Genomic DNA, 22,096 nt, shown 5'->3' with positions numbered 1-22,096 from the left:
TCTCCAGGTATATAATGGGGGAATAAGTTAGATAAGAAAGGCGATATTATTATGCAAAAAATGATACGTTTGAGGGTTCATGCTTATTACCGGCAGGGAGGCCGTAACTGCGCAACGACTTCACTTAAGATTTTTGCGGAATTCATTGCGGAAAAGACGGAGAAAGATGAAGTTTTATGAAAATCGTTGTGGACGCGGATGCCTGTCCGAAAAATGTGTTGCAGTTATGCATCAAATTTGGCAAAAAATATAAGATCCCGGTTTGGACGGTGGCAAGTTTTAATCATAATATTAGTTCGGATCATCACGTTATTGTCGGCAGCGCTTCCCAGGAAGCGGATATTAAGGTAATCAATCTGACCGAGGCGGGCGATATTATCATAACTCAGGACTGGGGTTTGGCGGCGATGGCCCTGGGGAAGCCGGCCTATTGCCTTAGTCCGGTCGGCCGGGAATATCGTGCTGATAACATAGAGTTTTTAATGGAGGAACGGGAAATCAAGGCAAAGTTTCGGCGCGGCGGCGGTAGAACAAAAGGACCGAGTAAACGTACCGGCGAAGATGATCAAAAGTTCACGGCAGGATTACAACAAATAATTGATCGTATCATTGAAAGGAGCAACGCATAGCATGTATAGTTTTAAGGATGATTACAGTGAGGGAGCACATCCAAGAATACTAAAAGCCTTGCTTGAAACCAATCTGGAGCAGCTTGACGGCTACGGCGAGGACTGTTATACAGTAAAAGCAGTGGAAATCTTGCAGCGAAAAATCAAGCGAAGCGATATTGATATTCATCTTTTATCCGGCGGAACACAGACGAATCTCACGGCGCTGTCCGCTTTTTTACGGCCGCATGAAGCGGCGATCGCCGCCAATACCGGCCATATCCTGGTTCACGAAACAGGCGCGATTGAAGCTGGGGGACACAAAATCATCTCTGTCCAAGGAAAGGACGGAAAATTAAGACCCGAGCAGATTCAGGCTGTCGCCGATAGCCACGCTGATGAGCACATGGTGAAACCAAGGCTGGTTTATATTTCCGATCCAACGGAGATCGGTTCGGTCTATAGCCGGCAGGAACTGGAACAACTCAGCCTGTGCTGCAAAGAAAATAATCTGCTGCTGTATATTGACGGTGCACGGTTAGGCTCGGCTCTTTGCTGTGCAGACAACGATTTGGAACTTTCGGATATTGCCGGGCTGACGGATGCTTTTTACATCGGAGGAACCAAGAATGGCGCGCTTATCGGGGAAGCCCTTGTAATCTGCCGGGATGCACTGAAAGCGGATTTCCGCTATTATATGAAGCAAAAAGGAGCAATGCTTGCCAAAGGCAGGCTTCTCGGCATCCAGTTTTTGGAGCTGTTTAGAGACGATTTATACTTCGACTTGGCAAAACACGCCAATAATATGGCGGCTATGCTGCGGGAGGCCGTCAGCCGGGCCGGTTATTCGTTTCTGACATACTCTCCGTCCAATCAGATATTCCCGATTCTGCCCAACCGGCTGATCGACAAGCTGCATGAGAAGTATTCTTTCTATTTATGGGAACAAGTCGACGAACAGCATTCGGCGGTTCGCCTGGTCACTTCCTGGGCGACAAAGCAGGCAGCGGTCGCTGCCTTTATTGCGGATATGGAAAAGGCAGCCGGCGAAACTGTTTAAATAAAATTAGTTTGTAACTGATGCTTTTCTTAGTATCCAGTTAAAGCGGGGATTCAGGTTACAACGACGATGCCGGAGTCGGTAACTGTGTAGCCCCTTTGCCGGTCTTCATCATAATTGTAGCCAATTTCCATCCCTTCAGGAATTTTTATATTCTCATCAATGATGGCTTTTTTGATTTTTGCATAGCGGCCGATTTCCGCATTTTCAAATAAAATCGAGTCTTCCACCAAGCTGTAGCTGTTTACTTTGCAGCAGGGCCCCAGGATGGACCGGCGCACTGTACCGCCGCTGACGATGCAGCCGCCGCAGACATAAGAGTTGATGGTTTGTCCTTGCCGGTTATTTTCGTCAAAAACCGTTTTAGCAGGCGGAAAATTACCCTGATTTGTAATAACCGGCCATTTGTAGTTATAAAGATTCAATCGGGGAACCACATGGATCAGATCCATGTTCGCTTCATAATAAGAGTCAATGGTGCCTACATCTTTCCAATAGCCCCGTTCTTTTTCTTCCATGCCGGGGACTACGTTGTCGGAAAAATTATAGGCAAACACTTTATCTCCCTTGTCCAGCATCAGGGGAATAACATGTTTGCCAAAATCAAGATCATTGTGCTGCTTTTTGCCTTCCTTTAATACTTCAATCAGTTTTTTCCGGGAAAAAATGTAGTTTCCCATGGATGCGAAGCAGGTTGGCCTGCCGGGAATCGTGGCAGGATTCAGTGGCTTTTCTTCAAAAGCCTTGATCCGGGAAGTTTCATCGACTGAAAAGATACCAAACCGTGTTGCCTCTTCAACGGGAACTTCAAGGGCTGCCAGGGTGAGATCCGCCTTATTTAAAATATGATAACTGATCATCTGGCTGATATCCATTTTATAAATGTGATCACCGCTGAAGATGATCACATATTCTGTATCGGCTGCTTCGAGTATCCGCATAAAATGCGAAATAGCATCGGCTGTCCCCTTAAACCATTCTTCGCCGAGATTGTTCGTTTCCGGCGATATGGTATCGTAAAAATCTCCCAGACCGACCCATTTTGCCCAGGAATCCTTGATGTGCTTATTTAATGAATACGCTCTGTATTGAGTCAGAACGTAGACTTTTTTGATACCGGAGTTAAATAGATTGCTTAAGACAAAATCGATGATTTTGTATTTACCGCCGAAAGGAACGTATGGTTTCGGCCGGTTTAACGTAATGGGATTCAGCCGCTCTCCCTTGCCGCCTGCCAAAACCATGGCAATGGCGTTTCGTGAAACAGTGGACAATAGAGTATTCATTCTATTCCCTCCTCGTATCAAATCTTTTCAGGCAAAGACTATTATTTTTTTCGCTATGCACCTCCCTTAGAGTGAAGCTGCAGTAAAATAACTTATTAAACTTATTGTAATTTAAATATTCTGACAAATAATAAAAAATCCTGCTTTTTATTATTTTTTTAGGAAAATTAACTAACCGGCACTATTAATAAAGTCAAAAGGGAATCCCTTAGTGTTATTCAAGGATTCCCTTTAATGAAAAATTATACCTTGTGGATATCACGGCGCGTGTCACCGCTTTAACGGACGCGACGCGAGCTTTGTTTTTTCTTAGAAGGAACTGGCGCTTTCAAGGATGCCAGACAATCCTGCCGCCAGAGACATTCCTGCTGGTCGCAAAAATTCTTCGCTGTTCCGAAGCAGGGAAAATTGTTTTCCTGAACTTGGATCGCTTGAATAATCTGGGTTTTATTCAGTTTTCCCGGCTTGATTCCAAGAGTTTTTGCCATTGCTTTTACTTTTAACAAGTTCATCTTCTGCCCTCCTAATAAAAAACTGCGTTGCTATATTTTACAATATATATTCGTACCTTATATGCCATTTTCCTGCTTTTGGGAATCATTTATGACTTGATTTTCTGATAGGGAAATTCGGTTCTATTACTGCAATTTTATTCCGGCCTTCTTTTTTTGCTTTATATAACATGGAATCAGCCTTAGCGAGCAAGTCTGTCGGATTAAGCGTACTTTTTGGCCTTAAAGCGGCGATTCCCATGCTTACGGTTAAATAATAATGTACGTTTGACAAAGGATGAACGATTTTTAATAATTCAATTTCTTCTTTTATTTTTTCTGCCACTTTCACTGCTTCTGATTGTGGAGTTGACGGTAATAATATCACAAATTCTTCTCCGCCGTATCTTGCTGCCATGCTTCCGGAGCGTGCCAATGATTTTTTTAAGGCGTTTGCTACTGTACGCAGGCATTCATCGCCCTGTAAATGGCCGTAAAAGTCATTATATTGTTTAAAAAAGTCAATATCAATTAAAATAATGGAGATGAAATCATTATAGGTTAAGGCATGCTTCCATTCTCTGTTTATTGCTTCATCAAAGTGACGCCGGTTTGAGATATTTGTTAATCCGTCAATAAAAGATAATTTTTCTAATATATTTCTGTGATCGTTTAATTGACGGCTGTACCAGAGGAACAAGGCGAGCATAGTTATGATAGTGAACACACTAAAGCTTACCCCTATTTTAAACATGGCAGACCGCTGTGCCGACAGTTGGTCAATACGCTGCTGAAAGAAGTCGTTTTGGGCTGTTCTGGCAGCGGCAAACAAGGCAGCGGCGTTATCCATGTTTCTTTCAGCTGCTAGCAGGGAGGTAGCTGAAAGAGGTTTATCGGCGCTTTGCAAAGGGAGGGATCTCTGGATGTCTTCCTGATACGTGCATATGGCCGACTGCAGAGTTATCCATGGCTGTGTATTTTCTGATGCTGTTATGGCTGTGCCGGATATTTGGATTGCTTCCTGACTTTGCCGCAGCAATTTTAAGGTATCGGCTGCGTATTTTTTATCGTAATAGGTAATATACTTGTGCAAAGCAGTTATACTTTGATTAAAGCTGTCCTGGGATTTCTGCAGAGATGTGGTTCGCATTAGTAAGGTAGAAAGTGTGTCTTGATAAGCGGTGCTGATTTCTTCGAACTGGTAGATAATTAAACCAAGCATGCTGGTCATTAGAAACAGAGTAATTCCCATCAAGATGCTCATTTGGCTGCGAATTGACATAAATTGTTTCATTGTTTTCCTCTTTAAGGATATTCCAGGAGGGGCAGGTTGTAAAATTCGCATAAGAGGATTACGGTTTTAATTTTTCCCATTGCTTCAATGCGGTTTTACGATAGTGTTCCCCTTGCAGGTTCACATCCGGCATATTCTTAATTACTTCAAAAAGATAGATATTGTCATCCTGAATCGTTAAAACGGCTTCGATTGCTTCTTTTCGCGTATGCACACTTACTAAAGAATCTTCAAGAATCTGTTGTAAGATTGCCTGATTGGCCGGGGAGAATTCCGCATAATGATTTTCAAACAGCAAATGCAGTTCTTTTTCTGCTTTTCGCAAATCAGACAGACTAAGCAGCAGTTTTTGCCGTACTACCCTGTTGGAGGGTGCGGACCGGATAGAGGCATTCCAGCTTGTGTCCCATGCCGTGTCGGCTGATTCCATTAAAACTTCCCATTGAGAATGCATGTAATTCAGGCCGTTTTTTTCGGAGATAAAAGCTTTGCCGGGGCGGCTGATGTAATGAATACCAATAATCGCAGCGGCTAAACAAACAATTATGCCAAGAAGCGCTACCGCAATTTTTGATTTTTTAGCCATCGCTATTTTTCTTACCACCACATGCTGCTCCTCTGTTTTTTGAATTCTTACGCCGCTCCCGTCAGGAATCAGGGGAATTTTTTTTTATAAAGGCCGCTATGTTGTTTATGAAGTACAAAATGTTTGGGAAGTTTTTATGCATGAGCAGCGAGTTGAAAATTAACCTGTCATAGCAAGTGATAGTGAAGCCGGTCTGATGTTTTTTAAGCGGATTGCTCAGTACCTCATCGCAACAGGCAGGAAGGAATCAGACAAAGAAGCGTCTATGGCCGCAGAGATCACCGCGTCGCTATCGCTTCTCGCGATGACAGCAGCGTGTTTATGCTTGCTGCGAGGGTGATTTGTCATTGCGAGGAGGTACGACGAAGCAATCTTAGGAGCACAGACTGTTCTTGCTTGATAATGGCAGTAAAAATCACTAGTTCGTTATAGCAGATACGCGCGCAATGGTTAAGATATATTTTGCTGCTTATAGAGCAGACAAAATAAGTATTTTCATATTGTCTGAAAAAAATAAAGAGGGGATTCATAGTATATTATTATACTGACCATACTACACAATGTACATTATAAACAACGACGACAGCTATGTCAATCATAAACAACAAAACTTTGTCATGAGTTGCTTTACAATGAAACCGGGTGATGTAAACGAATGGAGAACAAATTAGGCCGTTTTATTCGGGAAAAACGCGGCAATGAGTCTTTGCGTGATTTAGCGAAACGATGCGGAGTAAGTCATACTTTAATTGATACATTGGAAAAAGGGTATGATCCCAGAACGCATAAACCAGCCAGACCCACAGTTGATTCATTGAAAAAAATTTCTCTGGGATTGGGTGTACATGTGCTGGAGCTTTTGCTGCTGGCTATTGAGGAAGAATATCCTGAATATTCTTCTATTTACATGCGGCGGGAGAATTCGCCCAATCTATGGCATGAGGATCCGGAGCTGTTACAGATTGCCCGTAAATTAAAAAAACTTTCTCCGCAAAAAAGAAAAGCCCTAGAGATATTAACCGAAACAGATGAATCGCCGGATGAAATTAAAAAATAATATTTAACCTGAAATTACGGAAATGCGAAAAAATGAATGTCATAATCAGTAGAAGAATTGATTATTTTGGCTATTTGCGATATACTGTTGTTTATTAAAAGAATATTATCCTTAACAATAAGGGCCCAAAAGCGGTGATTGGGCCCTATGTTTGTTAATTTTTAAATCCTATAATGAGGTACAACATGAAAAAAGACGGAAAATGTACACGACGCAGCTTTTTTAAGCTAATGGGAGGACTTGGACTGGGAGGAGCGGCGCTGACGATAACTGGCTGCGCCAATGAGACAATCGGCGGGAATGGCTGGCTGCCCCAGCAGTATCGGGCGGCTGCCAGCTGGCCGGTTCAGGTTAAAGGCAGAATTCCTCTGGATGCTGATAACCCCTCCCTTGTCCGCGATGATCAGAAATGTATTTTATGCGGTCAGTGTTTGCAGGTTTGTCAGAATGTGCAAAGTATTTACGGCTATTATGAATTGCCGATCAAAAATGACATTACCTGTGTGGATTGCGGCCAGTGTGCTCTGTGGTGCCCAACGGGCGCCATTACGGAGCGTGACCAGGTTTCTCAGGTAGAAGCGCTGCTGGCGGATGATTCCAAGCATGTGGTCGTTCAGACGGCGCCTGCCACCAAGGTGGCGCTGGGGGAGGAGTTTGGCATGGCCGCCGGCAGCATTGTTCAGGGCCGGCAGATCGCGGCTTTGAGAACCCTTGGTTTTGAAGGAGTGTTTGATACTTGTTTCAGTGCGGATCTGACGATTCGGGAGGAAGCGGCGGAATTGCTGGAACGGCTGCGGCGAGGGGGGGATATTCCCCAGTTTACTTCCTGCTGTCCCGGCTGGGTGAAATTCTGTGAATATTTTTATCCGGATCTGCTGGGACATCTGTCCACCGCCAAATCACCCCAGCAGATGCTGGGTGCTGTGATCAAGACCTACTATGCAGAGCAAAAGGGATTACAGCCTAAGGATATCGTGTCGGTGGCGGTTATGCCCTGCACTGCGAAAAAATTTGAGTGTTTAAGGCCGGAGATGAATGGCGCCGGCCGGCTGCTGCAGCAGCCGGAGCTGCGGGATGTGGACATAGTGTTGACAACCAGGGAATTGGCAAAATTGATGAAACGGCAGCAGCTTGATTTTAACGGACTGCCTGATCAGGCTCAATATGACCGGATTTTAGGCGAATCCACCGGAGCAGGGGTAATTTTCGGCGCTACCGGCGGTGTGATGGAATCCGCCATGCGGACCGCTTACTATCTTGTTAGCGGACAAAAACCGCCGGAAGATTTGCTCCGCTGGTTCCCGGTGCGGGGCTTGAACGGCGTCAAAGAAGCTGCTGTCAGTATCCCCGGCGTGGGAGAGGTGCGGGTCGCGGTATGCCACGGCTTGAAAAACGCCCGGATCATTTTGGACAAGGTTCGCAAAGGGGAGGCTTCCTGGCAGTTTGTTGAGTTTATGGCCTGTCCCGGCGGCTGCATCGGCGGCGGCGGTCAGCCGCGCACCTCGCTGCCTCCGGCCGACGATGTCCGCCAGGCCCGCATTGATGCTTTATATACAATGGATGAAAAAATGGCGGTAAAACATGCCAGTTATGAAAATCAGGAAGTACAGCAGCTGTATGACCAGTATTTGAGCCAACCGCTAAGCGGCAGGGCGGAACAACTGTTGCACACGACTTTTGTCGACCGCAGCCAATTGTTAACACCAAAACGTAAGTGACGGAGGTGCAGGAACCGTGTCAAAAGGCGTACTCATTGATTTAACGAAATGTATCGGCTGCGGCAGCTGCGCAGTCGCCTGTAAGATGTGGAATAAGCTGGAGTTTAATAATTGCGAGCCCTATACCGGACCGGATGCCAAGCTCCATGATCTGAACTGGACAGTCGTATCGCTCCACACGGTGGACGATTCCCGCAAGGAGCCGGTATGGCGCTATGTAAAGCAGCAATGCTTCCATTGTCAGGAACCGGCCTGCGTGTCGGCCTGCTTTTCCCGGGCGCTGGAACGCAATGCGGACGGCGCCGTGATCTATTATCCGTCTTTGTGTGTAGGCTGCCGCTACTGCATGATTGCCTGCCCCTTTGATATTCCCAAATATGAGTGGTCGAAACGGATACCGCATGTGACAAAATGCCAGTTCTGTTCACAAAAAATAGCGGCTGGCGAGTCGCCGGCCTGTGTTTCAGTGTGCCCCACAGGAGCCTTGCAATATGGCGACAGGTCCCAGCTGTTGGCGGAGGGTAAACGAATAATTGCGGCCGACAGCAAATACGTGGATTATATTTACGGCGAAAAAGAAGTCGGTGGAACGGCCTGGATGTATTTGTCCGATGTGCCGTTTGAGGAGTTAGGCTTCAAAATGGGAATGTCCAATACAGCCCTGCCGGCGTATACCAATAAATTTGTTACGAAAACACCGGTTATTGCCGCCGGCTGGGGAGCTGCGCTGCTGGCCTTATCTTTTTATACAAAGCGGCGGAACCGGCTGGCGAAAGAAAGGAGCAGGGTCAGGTTGACTCAAAAGGCTGAGCAAAATCCTGATAAAACTGGGGGTAAGAGGGAAGATCATGAAAGTTAAAATATTTGGCTGGAATTTTACTGTTACACCTTCCCGGTATATTTTGACGGCCATAGCACTTTTTAGTATTGGTGTGATGCTGTTTCGACTGATCACCGGGTTCGGCACGGTGACTAATTTAAGTGACGAATGGCCCTGGGGCATTTGGATAGCTTTTGACGTTTTAACCGGTGTGGCCTTGGCCGGCGGCGGCTATTCGACTGCTTTTATTGTCTATATTCTGCATCGTGAGAAATATTATCCTGTAGCCAGAGGAGCGATGCTGACTTCTTTACTGGGCTATCTTCTGGTGATGGCCGGTTTGTTTTTGGATATCGGACAATGGTTTAATTTTTGGCGGCCTTTTATTTCCTGGGGGCATGCTTCCGTCTTGTTTGAAGTTTTTTGGTGCGTGTCCATTTATACAACGATCCAGGTGCTGGAGTTCGGGGAGATCGTCACGGAGCGTATCGGCGTCCGGCTGCACCGCTTTTTCAAAAAAATTATTCCGGTGCTGATGTTTATCGGGGTCATACTGCCTACGTTGCATCAGTCCTCTTTAGGCGCCCTGTTTTTAATCGCAGTCTATAAGGTTTATCCCCTGTGGTGGTCGGAACTGCTGCCGATTTTCTTCTTATTTTCCTCTTTTTTTGTCGGACCGGCGATGGTCTGCATTGAGTCCATTTTATCCGGCAGGGTGTTTCATCATTATGTGCCGCTTCGTGTTTTGCGTGGGTTGGCCCAGATCGGCGGCGGCGCTATGATTATTTATTTGATTTTGAAATTATATGATATTTTTGACAGGGGCGCTGCTTCGCTGCTGTTTGCCGGCAATATCCAGTCCTATTTTTTTCTGGCCGAATTGATTCTGGGCGTTTTGATTCCCATTGTAATTGTATTCAGCCGTTGGAGCTTGACTCGGGGGGGCTTGCTGGCATATGGAATCTTGACGACGTTCGGGGTTATACTGAACCGATTGAATACGACGTTTACATCCATGATCACCCATACTAAAGGGTATTATTTTCCGTCATTCTGGGAGTTTTCGGTTACTGCCGGATTGATTGCCATTGGTTGTTTGTGCTATTGTTTTATTGTGGAGAACTTTTATATCCTCGACTACAAGTCAAAACCGAATGCTTCGGCAGGAACGCAGAAACATTCTGCCTGAGCTATTGTCGAAAAAATCCTGTAAAGCAAGTTCGCTTTGCAGGATTTTTTCGTTTTTGCAGTAAATATGTAGGTAAAGTCGATAATAACCATCATAACATTTGGTCGGTCAGCGGCAATGTTAAGGAAGCATGGGTTATTTTGGGCAATAACGGAGGATAAGACGATGGATGAAAAACGGGGTAAAAATTTCGTGGGTAAAGATGGGGGGAAATTTGAAAAATATCTGGCTTTCTCCGCGAGGCGATATCTAAATTATATAAAACAGCTTTGGGCTCCCTTACCGGCAACCCTGTCGTATCGTGATTTTCTGCAACACCTTACGAAAGCAGAATTAGATGATATTCGCAGAACATGGGATATAAAAAAGGTAAGTTCCTTAAGGAAAAATGAGCTGATTGCTGTTTTTACCGATTCGGTTTCGGATAAGCTTACCGGCATTACAGCAACTTTTGATCGGGAGCGGTTTAACCTGCTTAAGCAGCTAGTTACCCGGGGAGGGGTTCTTCCGGTCAATGATAAAATCGCAGCTGATGTAGAATATTATCGCCGGAAAGGCATTATTTTTACCGGCTTGCGGCAGGAAGAAAAAGTTATCTGCCTGCCGGCGGAGCTGATTTCACCGGCGGAGAAACTGATTAACCGGGAGGTAGAAGCCAGAATAGAGCGAAACAGCGAATGGATCGGGCTGACCCATGGTATACTTTATTATTACGGCGTCATGGGGTTTGCTAAGCTGCAAGAGACGCTGGAACAATTAACCAAAAAACCGGTGGATCCCTGGGAATGCATTCAAGTATTGGCCGATGCGATGGACTACTATCAGCGGATACGATATTGCAACGAAGGATACTGTGATGAACGGGTGGAAGATTCTAAAGAGATCGTGAAAGAACAGCACAAACGGCCGGATATCGACTATCGTTCCTTTAGCAAAAGTCAGCTGTTAGAAGCCGGGCAGGAGAATTTTATCGAGTGGACACCGGAACTTCACAGCTTCCGGCAGTTCCTCAAGCAGAATTATGAAATCAGCAAGGCGGAGATAGAAGAACTGATCGGCGGGTTCATGGATTTAATTCGCGCCGATGCTCCGGTTCAGGAGCTGTTCGATTATTTGCAAAATGTGCTGGAGTTTCCTTCCTTTGACTCTGTGCAGCAGATAACTGCTGTTATCAATCCGGTGATGAATGCTACCAGCCGCTGGATCCTGAGGGGGCATACTCCAAATCAGATATTCAAAACGGAACAGCAGCATGTAAACCCGCTGCCATCAGCCCCTTTTGCCGTACAGCGCCAGCCGGGTGAGGTATTTGACTTTGCAACCCGCAGAAAAGTCGGCCGCAATGATCCCTGTCCCTGCGGCAGCGGGAAAAAATATAAAAAATGCTGCGGCAGAGATACAATAGAGTAAATTCAACAAAAGGTGGTATAAACAGCTATTAAAGCGGTTTATACCACCTTTTGTTTAGAAATTATTTGGGTCGGATTAAATGGAAAATATTTCTAAAAAAGCAGAGGATAGGTGAACAAATAAGCGTCAAAACCGCAATAACAAATATAAAGGGATAGGCAAGAACACCCAGAAATTGCAATACGAACTGGCTAAGTTTCTTAAACATTTCTTCCCATCTCCTTTTTCCTGCTACAGCCGAAACCCGGCTACAGCAGTTTGCAGATCCTGAGCTAGTTTTGCCAGTGCCTGGCTGGAGGATGCGATTTCTTCCATCGAAGCCAGCTGTTCTTCGGCAGCAGCCGAGACGCTTTGTGACTCGCTGGCTGATTTTTTGCTAAGTTCGTCAATTTTGCTAACCGAATTAACGATGTGCTGGCTGCCGGTAGCCATTTGCTGAATAGACGCTGAAATTTCTTTCACTTGGTCAGACACCTGGGTCACTACATTCATAATTTCCCGGAAAGCAGTTCCCGCGGCATTGACCACGTCGGCTCCCGCTTTGACTTCCTGTGTACCTTCATTCATAGCGATAACCGCTTTATCGGTTTCTCCCTGGATTTCTCCAATGAGCTCGGCAATCTTTTTAGCTGCATCCTGCGACTGCTCGGCCAGCTTCCGTACTTCTTCCGCCACTACCGCGAAACCGCGTCCCTGCTCACCGGCCCGGGCGGCTTCAATAGCCGCATTTAAAGCCAATAGGTTCGTTTGTCCGGCAATACCGGAGATGGTATCGACAATCTGGCCGATTTCCTTTGACCGTTCGCCCAGCTTGACTACAACCTGGGCGGAGGTGTTGACGGTATCCTCGATTTGGGTCATCTGATTGACCGCTTTTTCCACCGTCTTGTCGCCCTCTTTCGCCTTATCGGCCGCTTGACCGGATTGATCAGCTACTTGATTGGCGTTGGCGGCTATCTGTTGAATACTAGCCGACATCTGTTCCACTACAGCGGAAGATTCGTTGGCCGCTTCCATTTGCGCAGTGGATCCGGCAGCCACATCCGTAATCGAGACGGCAATCTGATTGGCTGCCTGAGTCGATTGCTCCGAACTGGCGGTAAGCTCTTCCGATGAAGCCGATACCTGCTCGGTGGCTCCCTGGACTTTCTGAATGATCTCCCGTAAGTTCTGCGTCATCTGCTCGAAGCTCTGACCTAACAGGCCAATCTCATCATTAGAATGGATATCCAGCTTCGTCTGGGAAATGTCGCCGCCGGCAATGCGGTTGGCCGCCGCCGCCAGCGCTTTAATCGGTTTGGCAATGCGGCGGGCGTACCCTATAATGAATACGGCAGCTAGGATTAATACAATAACGATAGTCACTAATGAAATATTCCTTAATGTGGAGACTGCTCCTGTTACTTCTGCTGTTGGTACGCCTAGTGCCAAAGACCATTTTGTTCCGGCTACAGGCGCGAAAGCATACGTTTTTTCAGCTCCTTTGTATGCAAAGGCAGTTAACCCTGTTTCACCTCGCGACATACGTTCGGAAACCTGCCTAAGGTTCGGATCAGTAGCGCTATCGGTGAGCGGGTTCACTTTCATCGCAACATCCTTGTCCGGATGGATAATCCTCAGGCCGTCTCCCTGCGCAACGAAGGCGTAACCCGTCTGACCAATTTTAACATCCAGTACTTTTTTACTGAGTCCGTCCATATTGACCGAACCATAAATCACGCCGCTTATCACGCCATTCGTTTTGACGGGTATAGCGATTGGCACAATCGGTTTGCCGGTAGATTTGGAAATGACCGGATCGGAAATAACGGCTTGTCCCTTAATCGCCTGTTGAAAGTAGTCTCTGTCAGCCAAACTGCCCTGCTTTCCTCCTGAATTTATATATGTACCATCCGGCTTGATATAGCCGATGCTGTCGTATAATGCCTTATCGGCTTGAGAAACATTGATCAAAAACGGCGCGATCTCAGCAAAATTTCCATTCTGGACGATAGGGGCAGCCGACATAATCTGCATTTCCGCCTGCCGGGCCTTCAGCCAGTCCCCTACGTCATTAGCGGAATTTTCCGCTTTTTGGGCAATATCCGTGTTTAAATTTTCGCTGATAATTGAACGTGCTTTCCAGTAGTTAAGACCGCCTAAAATACTCATCGCCACTAGAAAAATAACAAGAATGGTAATCGTTAACTTCGTTTGAATACTTTTCATTGTTAGCCTCCCTCATATAGTCGTGCGATTTTTGGTATTTCTTAGGGCACATTAGCTTGGTACTGCAATGCAGAGCGGATAAAAGTAATTGTTTTACTTTTACAAATATTCTATAATAATACTAAAAATAGTAAAAATAATTAATTTTTATCTCAACAATTAAAAAATTCTATAACATACCGGAATTACCTCCCTTAAATTTTCCAGGCTTTATAAAAAGAAATAATGGATTACATAAAAATCTATTATTTTTTTTTATTCTGGGATTGTTGTAGAATATTCTTTGAAAAAGTAAAATCTGTATAGAGAAAATCAGCAGTGATTATAATAACGTGCAGGGAGAGGAAAATCAATATGAGAGAAAAAGCTAAAATGATAACGCCATTAGTTGAAATGGATGGCGATGAGATGACCAGGATTATCTGGAAAATGATTAAAGACATATTGCTGGAGCCATATATAGAATTAAAGACGGAGTACTACGATCTTGGGCTTAACAACAGAAATCAGACCGACGACAAAGTGACGGAGGCGGCGGCGCTCGCTATAAAAAAATATGGTGTCGGCGTCAAGTGTGCGACCATTACGGCAAATGCAGAGCGGGTAAAGGAATACAAACTCAAGCAAATGTGGAAAAGTCCCAACGGTACAATACGGTCAATCTTAGACGGAACCGTGTTCAGAACGCCGATTATTGTTGACAGTATTGAGCCCTTCGTGAAAACGTGGAAAAAGCCAATCACTATCGCCAGGCATGCTTATGGTGATCTGTACAGAGATGTTGAATATAAAGTTCCGGGAAAAGGCAAAGCCGAGCTTGCCTTTACCAGTGAAACCGGCGAAGTTATAAAACAGACGATTCATGATTTTAAAGGTCCCGGTGTAGTTCTCGGCATGCATAATACGGATAATTCGATAGCGAACTTTGCCAAGGCTTGCTTCAGCTTCGCCCTGGAGCAAAAGCGGGATTTGTGGTTTGCTGCCAAAGATACAATATCAAAACAATACGATCATACTTTCAAAGATATATTCGGGGAACTGTACGATAAGGAGTACAAGGCTAAATTTGCGGCGGCTGATATTAAATATTTTTATACCCTGATTGATGATGCGGTTGCCAGGCTCATGCGGTCCGAGGGCGGAATGATTTGGGCCTGCAAGAATTATGACGGCGATGTAATGTCGGATATGGTTTCCAGTGCTTTTGGCAGCTTGGCAATGATGACATCCGTGCTTGTGTCGCCGGAAGGCTGTTATGAATACGAAGCGGCACACGGTACGGTTCAACGGCATTATTACCGGCATCTTAAGGGCGAAGCTACATCGACGAATCCGATAGCTACTTTGTTTGCCTGGACCGGAGCATTACGGAAACGCGGCGAACTTGATGGCATTATCGCTTTGATTCTTTTTGCTGATGATCTGGAAAAAACTGTTATTCAGACAATTAAGGAAGGTGTGATCACAGGGGATCTTGCAAACCTGTCAACGGTTAAACATAAAAGGGTGGTAACCACAGAGGCTTTTTTAAGAGAAGTCAACAAACGATTGTTGAAAATTTTATGATTTTGGTATATGCTCGGGTTAAAACCATATACTGTATATGATATATACAATGAAAATAGTCGGTATATATTTTCTTATAATCAATAAAGCTTTTCGGGTTAACCGGGAGCTTTATTGTGCTATATAGGGTTTGTTCAATAATTAACAATAAGGGGTGATTTTATGGCAGAGACGTATCGTTTTGATGTGATCGTGATTGGGGCGGGACCGGCAGGAATTGCCTGTGCCTGCAAGCTGGCTAAAGCGGGTAAAAAAACATTGGTGATTGACCGGGCCAAGCAGGTTGGCGGTAAGAATCTTACCGGAGGACGGGTTTACACGTATGCCCTGGAGCTGGTGGAACCGGGTCTTCATAAAAAGGCGGCGTTGGAACGGCCGGTGGTGCGGGAGCAAGTGATGGTGCTCAGTGACACAAGCGCCATGTCGGTTGACTACTACAATCCAGAACTGGCAGAGGATATCCCCCAGTCTTATACGGTGCTGCGGGGTAACTTTGACGACTGGTTTGCAGCGTATGCGGAGCAGCAGGGAGCGGTGCTGGTTGACGGCATCCGGGTCGACGATTTAGTGATAGAAAACGGACAGGTTGTCGGGATCAGAGCCGGAGACGATGTAGTGTATGCGGATACTGTGGTAGCGGCCGACGGCGTAAATTCGCTGGTTGCCCAACAGGCCGGTCTGCGAAATCAGGTATCATCGCACAGTGTGGGAGTGGGGGTAAAGGAAACCATAGCACTCCCTGCGGCCGCGATTGAACGACGGTTTAATCTGAACCCGGGTCAGGGAGTGGCGCGAACCATCCTGGGAGGGACGCAGGGAATCATTGGCGGCGGTTTTTTATATACGAATAAAGAGTCGGTTTCTCTGGGGGTGGTATTGAATCCGGACAGTGTGGCGGAAAAAGGACTGCGGCTCTACGATGTGTTTCAGGAGTTCAAAATGCATCCGGCACTGCAAGCGCTGCTAGGCGACGGAGAAACGATCGAATACGGGGCGCATCTCGTGCCGGAGGCAGGCTGGCGAGGAGTGCCGCAGCGGCTTTACCGGCCGGGCTTAGTGGTAGTCGGCGACGCCGCCGGTTTTGTGGTGAATACGGGTACGATTCTACGAGGTATTGATCTGGCGATTCTCAGCGGTATAGCGGCGGCTCAGGCTGTGATTACCGCGGCGGCGCCGGAAGCGGTGGGACCGGCTTATCAGAAGGAACTGGAACGGTTAAACGTCATACCTACGATGCGGCTCTATGCCGGCTGGCCGGAAATTACGCAGAATCCCCGCATGGCAAGCACTTATCCAACCATGATGAATGCTATGGCCGGGCAGATGTTTACAGTGAGCGGCGATGTTCCGGAAAAGATCAATACGGCCATGCTGCGGATAGCAAAACAGCATGTAGGCATTAAAAACTTATTGGCCGATGGCTGGAAGGGGTTCAGAGCGATATGACGGTAAAAAAGGAAACGATAGAGTATTTGATTAATTTGGATCGGATTAAGGTCGATGAAAAACAGGCGCATATTGTTCTTGATAAGGAGAAATGCGCAAAATGTAACGATAAGCCCTGTTTGTTGGTCTGTCCGGCCGTACTTTATACGCTGGAAAAAGGCGAACTTCATTTTGACTATGCCGGCTGCCTGGAATGCGGCACCTGCCGGGCGGTGTGTAAAAACGGCGGCATTGTGGAATGGAGATATCCCAGGGGATCGCTGGGAGTGAGTTACCGTCAGGGGTAGGGGGAAGAATCCCCACCGCTTCGGCTTCTTCATGTCTTCGCGGTTCAAAAATCCCGCTGTTATTGCAAAAATAGAAAAAGTCTGCCTGGGTGAACTGCTGCTTTGTCCCGGCGGACTTTTTCTATTTTAGGAGGGATGTCTTGGTATAACTTCGTACATGATCGACAAAGGCACGGACGACCGATAATTCTAAAGAAGATGTCCGGCATACCAGCCAGGTACGTCGGGTCAGCGGCTCACCGCTTTTAAAATGCAGCGGCCGTACATACAGGTTGTCATGTTCTTTTAGCCCGATTCCCGGGAAGATAGCCCAGCCCAGATTGCGGAGAACTAATTGGCGGCAGGTGTCAATATTATCGACAAACATGTTGATTAAAGGCGGCCGGTAGAAATTCTCCCGCCACCAGGTTTCCACTATGTTCTGTAAGGAATAATCGGTTTTAAAATCAATCCGGGGACGGGACGGCAGATCGGTGAGTTTAAGTGGATGAAGCGAGACCAGGCAAATCGGCTCTTCTGACAGTAAATACTGCTCTTCCTGCCAATTGCTGTCTCCCCGGATAATGGCTGCCATTATTTCCTCCTGCTGCAGCATCCGGTGAACTTTAGAACTGAGTCCGGTTTTGAGAGAAATTTCCACATCAGGATACAGGGCAATGAATTTTTCCAGAAGCGAGGGCAGCTGATAATGGGAAAAACTTGAGGATGCTCCCAGACGCAGCGAGCCATGTACTTTGCCTGCTGTATTGCATATCCGGTCTTTAATATTCATCATTTTCCGCAGCATATCATTAGCATATTCGAGCAGCTGCTCACCTTGGGAGGTAAGCAATATTCCGCTGGAGGTACGAATTAGAATTCTAGCGTTAAATTCTTTTTCCATATTTTTTAGACGGTATGTAAGAGCAGGCTGTGAAGTATACAGACGTTCGGCGGCTTTGGTAATGTTTTTTTCTTCGGCGACAGTTTTTAATATTTCCCAATCCTTACTGTCCATTTCTTCTATCTCCTTATACTGTAACATTATAAAAAGAGTTGATTGCATAAGATAAAAATCAAATATTTCTATTATTACTATTTACATTATAGAATATTCTTAAAAGTAAAACAAGCATTTCTGTTTGCTTTAGAAACAATCATACATTCTTACAAGGGAGGCAGCGACATGTTAATTGAAAAAACAGGTCAGGCCGGCACGGTTGAATCGAGTGATGTTTTTATCACGGTTGCGCCGGCAAAGCAAGGTGATGGAATCGCAATTGAACTGGAGAGTCCGACTATGCAGCAATACGGACATCAAATCAAAGCCGTAATCCGGGAAGCGTTGCAGCGCTATCAGATTACGGATGCCATGGTCGTAGTCAATGACAAAGGGGCTTTGGACTGTACAATCAGGGCTCGTATGAATACAGCGATTGAACGCGCGATGGCTGTAGTCCGGCAGTAAACCAATCATGCAAGTAAATGTGATGGGGAGGAAGAAAAATGAGTGATCAGTTAATACCCATTTATGTAATGGGAAAGCGCTATGACGTCCCCGAAGGACTTACCATTATGACGGCCATGGAATGGATTGGCTATAAGTTCATTCGCGGTTGTGGCTGCAGGGGTGGTTTTTGCGGCGCTTGCGGAACTGCCTATCGGCTGGCAGGCGATTATAAGTTAAGATTTGGTTTGGCTTGTCAGGCTTTGGTTCAACCGAATATGCATCTGACGCAAATCCCGTTTTATCCCAATCCGAAGACACCTTATAATATTGAAGACATCAAAGACCCGGTAGAGACGCTGTTGACGTTGTTTCCGGAAATCAAGAAATGTGTCGGCTGCGGCGCCTGCGCCAAAGCTTGTCCGGAAGGGCTGCGTCCCATTGATTATATAGCAGCGGCGCTGCGCGGGGATTGGAAAACAGCGGCGGAATTATCCTTTGACTGTTTGATGTGCGGTTTGTGTGCGTCAAGGTGTACAGGCGAATTGGTGCCGCATAATATAGCTCTTTTTATCCGCCGGTACTATTCCAAGTATGTTCGTCCTATGCCGGCCAACTTGCTTGCCCGTACGAAGGAGATCAGAGACGGCAAGTTTGATAATGGGGTAAAAAAGCTGGCAAATATGAGTGAAGAACAATTGAAAAAACTATATGATCAACGGGACTTTGAGAAAATTTAGGAGGGATGTTCATGTCAGGCTATCCTGCAAGCATGCAAGAGTCCATTAAAAAACTGAACGAAACACGGGACTTTCGATTAAAACAGGAAATACCCCGCCTTCCCTTTGCCGAAAGAGAGAAATTGCTCCACGCCCATCATCCGGACTATCGGGCGTCGGCTAATGCTGAAGTTCATTTAGGACCGAACAAAGGGCAAAAATTAACGCTTAAGCTGGTTCAGCTTTTGGAAGCAAAGAGCCGTCTCGATCCGGACAAAGTGGATTTAAACAAAATTGATTATGACGTGGATGTGCTGGTTATCGGCGGCGGCGGCGGCGGTGTTGCTGCGGCGCTGCTGGCCCAGGAGAATGGCGCCAAGGTAATGCTTACGACTAAATTGCGTGTCGGCGACTCCAATACCATCATGGCGGAAGGCGGTATTGCCGCAGCCACAAAGGAAATTGATTCACCGGAACGGCATTTTATGGATACTTTGGGCGGCGGCCGGTTTAAAAACAAGCGGGATGTTATCAGCGCTTTGGTCCATGACGCACCGCTGATCGTAGAATGGCTCAAAGGCTTAGGCTGTATGTTTGATACGCATCCCAACGGGGATTTGGTCGTTTCTTTTGCCGGCGGACACCAGCGCAAGCGGGTGCATTCCTGCAAGGATTTGAGCGGTATGGAATTTATGCGTGTACTCAGAGATGAAATGTATAACCGGCAAATTCCGACCCTTGAATTCAGTCCGGCAATCGAATTGCTGATGGATGATCAGGGGAATTGTTCCGGTGCGATTCTGTTAAATATGGAAACGAAACAATATTACGTTGTGAGAGCCAAAGCAGTGATTTTGGCAACCGGCGGCATCGGCCGGCTGCATCCCAATGATTTTGCCACCACCAATCATTATGGCGCTACGGCCGACGGACTGGTGATTGCCTATCGTGCCGGGGCAAATTTGCTCAATATGGAGGCCATTCAATATCATCCCACCGGCGCAATGTGGCCGCATCAAATGCTGGGACAGTTGATTACCGAAGCCTGCCGCGGCAATGGCGCCCAACTGGTCAATAAAAACGGGGAACGGTATATTAATGAGCTGGAAACCAGGGATACCGTGTCTTCAGCCAACCTGCGGGAGGTTCAGGAGCGGGGCAATGGAATTATAACCCCGATGGGAACGCAGGGAGTATGGCTGGACACGCCGCTGATCAACATTCGCGGCGATGCCGGTAAGCTGGACAGAATGTTTGCCGGCATTGTCCGCCGGTTTGGCGAGTATGGCATTGATGTTCGGAAAGAACCGATCTTAATTTTCCCGACACAGCATTATCAAAATGGCGGGGTTGAAATTGATCCCTATGCGCAAACCTGTATCCCCGGGCTGTATGCAGCCGGCGAAGTTTCCGGCGGTGTTCAGGGCATAAACCGTTTGGGGGGGAATTCTCTGCTGGATATTTTTGTCTTTGGCCGCAGGAGCGGTACAAGAGCAGCGGAATTTGCCAAAAAACGTAAAGTCGGCAAGCTGACGCTGAAGCATGTTACAGAGTACAATCACCAGCTGGAGCAGCTGGGCATCAGTAATGACGTTGAGTCGCCGCTGCTATTGCCGAATTATATGCGGGAAGACATAAAACAAGTAACGCTAAAATAGCGAGGGGGTGAAAATATGCCAGGATTAAAAATGCTGCCCCAAAACCGGGATTTGATTACCAATATATTGGATACGGCTTGGTCGCCTGTTGCCAAGATGCGGCTGCTGTCCGGGGGAATATCCCCGAATAATCTGCTGGACGGCGGTGAGGGACTCGTAGGGCAGAAAGCCTGCATCGCCTGCGGCAATTGTGTCGACGCCTGCCCGGTGATATTGCGGGAATTGGATCATGTTCAATCCCAGACAAACCGGAACTCCTTGTATCTCGAAACCATTGTCGACGATAAATGCCTGCGGTGCTACCAGTGCATACATGCCTGTCCCCAGGTTGACAGAGCTATTAAATTAACGGCCGACCGGCATAGAATAACGGAACGAATGGTGCATTGGTGGCTGGGATTCGCCTATATTGTTACGGCGATGTCGGGAATTTTGATTTACCATTCCAGAACTGACTGGTCGCCGTTCTTTACCTTCCAGGCTAGTGCGGTTCATAAGCTGGGTGCCATTATGTGGCTGTTAGCGCCTGTTTTGTTTTTTCTCTTCGACAGGTATCATTTCAACCGTACGCTGAAAGCGATTACCTCGCTGGGATCGCGGGATATCGTCTGGTGGAAAGATTTCGTCAAATCAGTGTTCACTAAAGCGAAAAGACCGTTTGAAGGGGAATATAATTCCGGGCAAAAGACATGGTATATTGTGGTTTTGGGTTCCATGCTTGTTTTAGGCGTAAGCGGCATTATGCGCTGGGGCTGGGAAAGCAGTATGGATGCAGCGTCACTCAAGCAAATTATTTTGATTCACACGCTCGCCGCTCGTGTAATTGATATCAGTTTTATTTATCATTTTGGCCGCAAATTGTTTATGCGGGCTTGGCAGCGCAGCCGGCAGATTTTCCGGGATTCTTATGCCTGTGATCAAAAGCAAATCGAACAAAGCAAGCCCGGCTGCTGTACGCTGCAGCCGCCGGCTGCGTCGGAAGTTAAATAATCAGGCCGATTATAGTAAGGAATGTGTAAAGGTTGTGAAGAGGAGGAGAAGTTATGAGATTGCGTAGGACGATGATGTTTGTGCCGGGCAATAATCCGGGAATGCTGACCAATGCCGGCATTTACGGCGCCGATACCTTAATGCTGGATCTGGAGGATTCGGTAGCTATCACCGAAAAAGATGCCGCCCGGCATCTGGTTTGCGAGGCGCTGAAAACGATTGACTATCCCTGCGAAGTCGGGGTACGGATCAATCATGTCAATACGGATTTCGGCTA

The 22,096-nt window shown here is 46.6% G+C and carries 22 protein-coding genes; 16 read left to right on the top strand and 6 right to left on the bottom strand.

What is annotated here, in order from left to right:
- The first annotated feature begins 51 nt into the window (after nt 1-51).
- The 3 genes from ABFC84_03220 to ABFC84_03210 are packed head-to-tail and all read left to right on the top strand — an operon-like array spanning nt 52 to nt 1,668.
- Nucleotides 52-180, top strand: coding sequence for a hypothetical protein (locus ABFC84_03220; GenBank protein MEN6411761.1), 129 nt, complete (start codon nt 52-54; stop codon nt 178-180).
- Nucleotides 177-629, top strand: a complete 453-nt coding sequence (locus tag ABFC84_03215) for a DUF188 domain-containing protein (protein MEN6411760.1) — start codon at nt 177-179, stop codon at nt 627-629. The genes ABFC84_03220 and ABFC84_03215 overlap by 4 nt, the downstream gene beginning before the upstream one ends.
- A 1-nt stretch (nt 630) precedes the next feature.
- On the top strand, nt 631-1,668 hold the full coding sequence (locus tag ABFC84_03210) for a beta-eliminating lyase-related protein (protein MEN6411759.1): 1,038 nt from the start codon (nt 631-633) through the stop codon (nt 1,666-1,668).
- A gap of 53 nt (nt 1,669-1,721) precedes the next feature.
- Here the strand turns inward: ABFC84_03210 and glgC are convergent, their stop codons facing one another.
- The 4 genes from glgC to ABFC84_03190 all read right to left on the bottom strand — a co-directional run bounded on the left by glgC (nt 1,722) and on the right by ABFC84_03190 (nt 5,343).
- Nucleotides 1,722-2,954: a glucose-1-phosphate adenylyltransferase gene (glgC, locus tag ABFC84_03205; GenBank protein MEN6411758.1), complete on the bottom strand. Its 1,233-nt coding sequence runs from the start codon at nt 2,952-2,954 to the stop codon at nt 1,722-1,724.
- A gap of 278 nt (nt 2,955-3,232) precedes the next feature.
- Nucleotides 3,233-3,466: a hypothetical protein gene (locus tag ABFC84_03200; GenBank protein MEN6411757.1), complete on the bottom strand. Its 234-nt coding sequence runs from the start codon at nt 3,464-3,466 to the stop codon at nt 3,233-3,235.
- 85 nt (nt 3,467-3,551) lie between these two features.
- On the bottom strand, nt 3,552-4,739 hold the full coding sequence (locus ABFC84_03195) for a diguanylate cyclase (GenBank protein ID MEN6411756.1): 1,188 nt from the start codon (nt 4,737-4,739) through the stop codon (nt 3,552-3,554).
- Between the two features lie 58 nt (nt 4,740-4,797).
- The gene (locus tag ABFC84_03190; protein MEN6411755.1) at nt 4,798-5,343 is read right to left on the bottom strand and encodes a hypothetical protein; all 546 of its coding nucleotides are present in this window, start codon (nt 5,341-5,343) and stop codon (nt 4,798-4,800) included.
- Between the two features lie 637 nt (nt 5,344-5,980).
- On the opposite strand from ABFC84_03190, the gene ABFC84_03185 reads away from it, so the two are divergent.
- From ABFC84_03185 to ABFC84_03165, 5 genes are all read left to right on the top strand, one after another.
- Complete coding sequence (locus ABFC84_03185) at nt 5,981-6,382, top strand: helix-turn-helix transcriptional regulator (protein ID MEN6411754.1); 402 nt, start codon at nt 5,981-5,983, stop codon at nt 6,380-6,382.
- Between the two features lie 185 nt (nt 6,383-6,567).
- Complete coding sequence (locus ABFC84_03180) at nt 6,568-8,100, top strand: [FeFe] hydrogenase, group A (GenBank protein ID MEN6411753.1); 1,533 nt, start codon at nt 6,568-6,570, stop codon at nt 8,098-8,100.
- Between the two features lie 16 nt (nt 8,101-8,116).
- Nucleotides 8,117-8,959: a 4Fe-4S dicluster domain-containing protein gene (locus ABFC84_03175; GenBank protein MEN6411752.1), complete on the top strand. Its 843-nt coding sequence runs from the start codon at nt 8,117-8,119 to the stop codon at nt 8,957-8,959.
- Nucleotides 8,949-10,109: an NrfD/PsrC family molybdoenzyme membrane anchor subunit gene (gene nrfD / locus ABFC84_03170; protein MEN6411751.1), complete on the top strand. Its 1,161-nt coding sequence runs from the start codon at nt 8,949-8,951 to the stop codon at nt 10,107-10,109. Before ABFC84_03175 ends, nrfD begins: the two co-directional genes overlap by 11 nt.
- A gap of 165 nt (nt 10,110-10,274) precedes the next feature.
- Nucleotides 10,275-11,519: an SEC-C metal-binding domain-containing protein gene (locus ABFC84_03165; GenBank protein ID MEN6411750.1), complete on the top strand. Its 1,245-nt coding sequence runs from the start codon at nt 10,275-10,277 to the stop codon at nt 11,517-11,519.
- 231 nt (nt 11,520-11,750) lie between these two features.
- On the opposite strand, the gene ABFC84_03160 is transcribed toward ABFC84_03165, so the two are convergent.
- A complete protein-coding gene (locus ABFC84_03160; GenBank protein ID MEN6411749.1) occupies nt 11,751-13,727 on the bottom strand; it encodes a methyl-accepting chemotaxis protein in 1,977 nt (658 codons plus the stop codon).
- A gap of 354 nt (nt 13,728-14,081) precedes the next feature.
- Here ABFC84_03160 and ABFC84_03155 point away from each other — a divergent pair, with 354 nt between their 5' ends.
- From ABFC84_03155 to ABFC84_03145, 3 genes are all read left to right on the top strand, one after another.
- Nucleotides 14,082-15,293 (top strand): NADP-dependent isocitrate dehydrogenase, encoded by a 1,212-nt coding sequence (locus ABFC84_03155; protein MEN6411748.1) that lies wholly within the window; start codon nt 14,082-14,084, stop codon nt 15,291-15,293.
- Nucleotides 15,294-15,455: 162 nt separating this feature from the next.
- Nucleotides 15,456-16,739 carry an FAD-dependent oxidoreductase gene (locus ABFC84_03150; GenBank protein MEN6411747.1) on the top strand — a complete coding sequence of 428 codons (1,284 nt, stop codon included), beginning with the start codon at nt 15,456-15,458 and terminating at the stop codon, nt 16,737-16,739.
- Complete coding sequence (locus ABFC84_03145) at nt 16,736-17,026, top strand: 4Fe-4S dicluster domain-containing protein (protein ID MEN6411746.1); 291 nt, start codon at nt 16,736-16,738, stop codon at nt 17,024-17,026. Before ABFC84_03150 ends, ABFC84_03145 begins: the two co-directional genes overlap by 4 nt.
- 121 nt (nt 17,027-17,147) lie before the next feature.
- Here the strand turns inward: ABFC84_03145 and ABFC84_03140 are convergent, their stop codons facing one another.
- Complete coding sequence (locus ABFC84_03140) at nt 17,148-18,023, bottom strand: LysR family transcriptional regulator (GenBank protein MEN6411745.1); 876 nt, start codon at nt 18,021-18,023, stop codon at nt 17,148-17,150.
- A gap of 168 nt (nt 18,024-18,191) precedes the next feature.
- On the opposite strand from ABFC84_03140, the gene citD reads away from it, so the two are divergent.
- The 5 genes from citD to ABFC84_03115 all read left to right on the top strand — a co-directional run.
- The gene (citD, locus tag ABFC84_03135; GenBank protein MEN6411744.1) at nt 18,192-18,473 is read left to right on the top strand and encodes a citrate lyase acyl carrier protein; all 282 of its coding nucleotides are present in this window, start codon (nt 18,192-18,194) and stop codon (nt 18,471-18,473) included.
- A 38-nt stretch (nt 18,474-18,511) separates the two neighbouring features.
- Nucleotides 18,512-19,192: a 4Fe-4S dicluster domain-containing protein gene (locus tag ABFC84_03130; protein ID MEN6411743.1), complete on the top strand. Its 681-nt coding sequence runs from the start codon at nt 18,512-18,514 to the stop codon at nt 19,190-19,192.
- An 11-nt stretch (nt 19,193-19,203) separates the two neighbouring features.
- Complete coding sequence (locus ABFC84_03125) at nt 19,204-20,829, top strand: FAD-binding protein (GenBank protein MEN6411742.1); 1,626 nt, start codon at nt 19,204-19,206, stop codon at nt 20,827-20,829.
- 15 nt (nt 20,830-20,844) lie between these two features.
- Complete coding sequence (locus tag ABFC84_03120; GenBank protein MEN6411741.1) at nt 20,845-21,819, top strand: cytochrome b/b6 domain-containing protein; 975 nt, start codon at nt 20,845-20,847, stop codon at nt 21,817-21,819.
- Nucleotides 21,820-21,872: 53 nt separating this feature from the next.
- Nucleotides 21,873-22,096 (top strand): aldolase/citrate lyase family protein (locus tag ABFC84_03115; GenBank protein ID MEN6411740.1); only part of this gene is annotated, 224 nt, incomplete at its 3' end.

The sequence above is a fragment of the Veillonellales bacterium genome (genome assembly GCA_039680175.1).
Taxonomy (GTDB): Bacteria; Bacillota; Negativicutes; order JAAYSF01; family JAAYSF01; genus JBDKTO01.
This window is presented reverse-complemented; position numbering and strand designations above follow the sequence as displayed.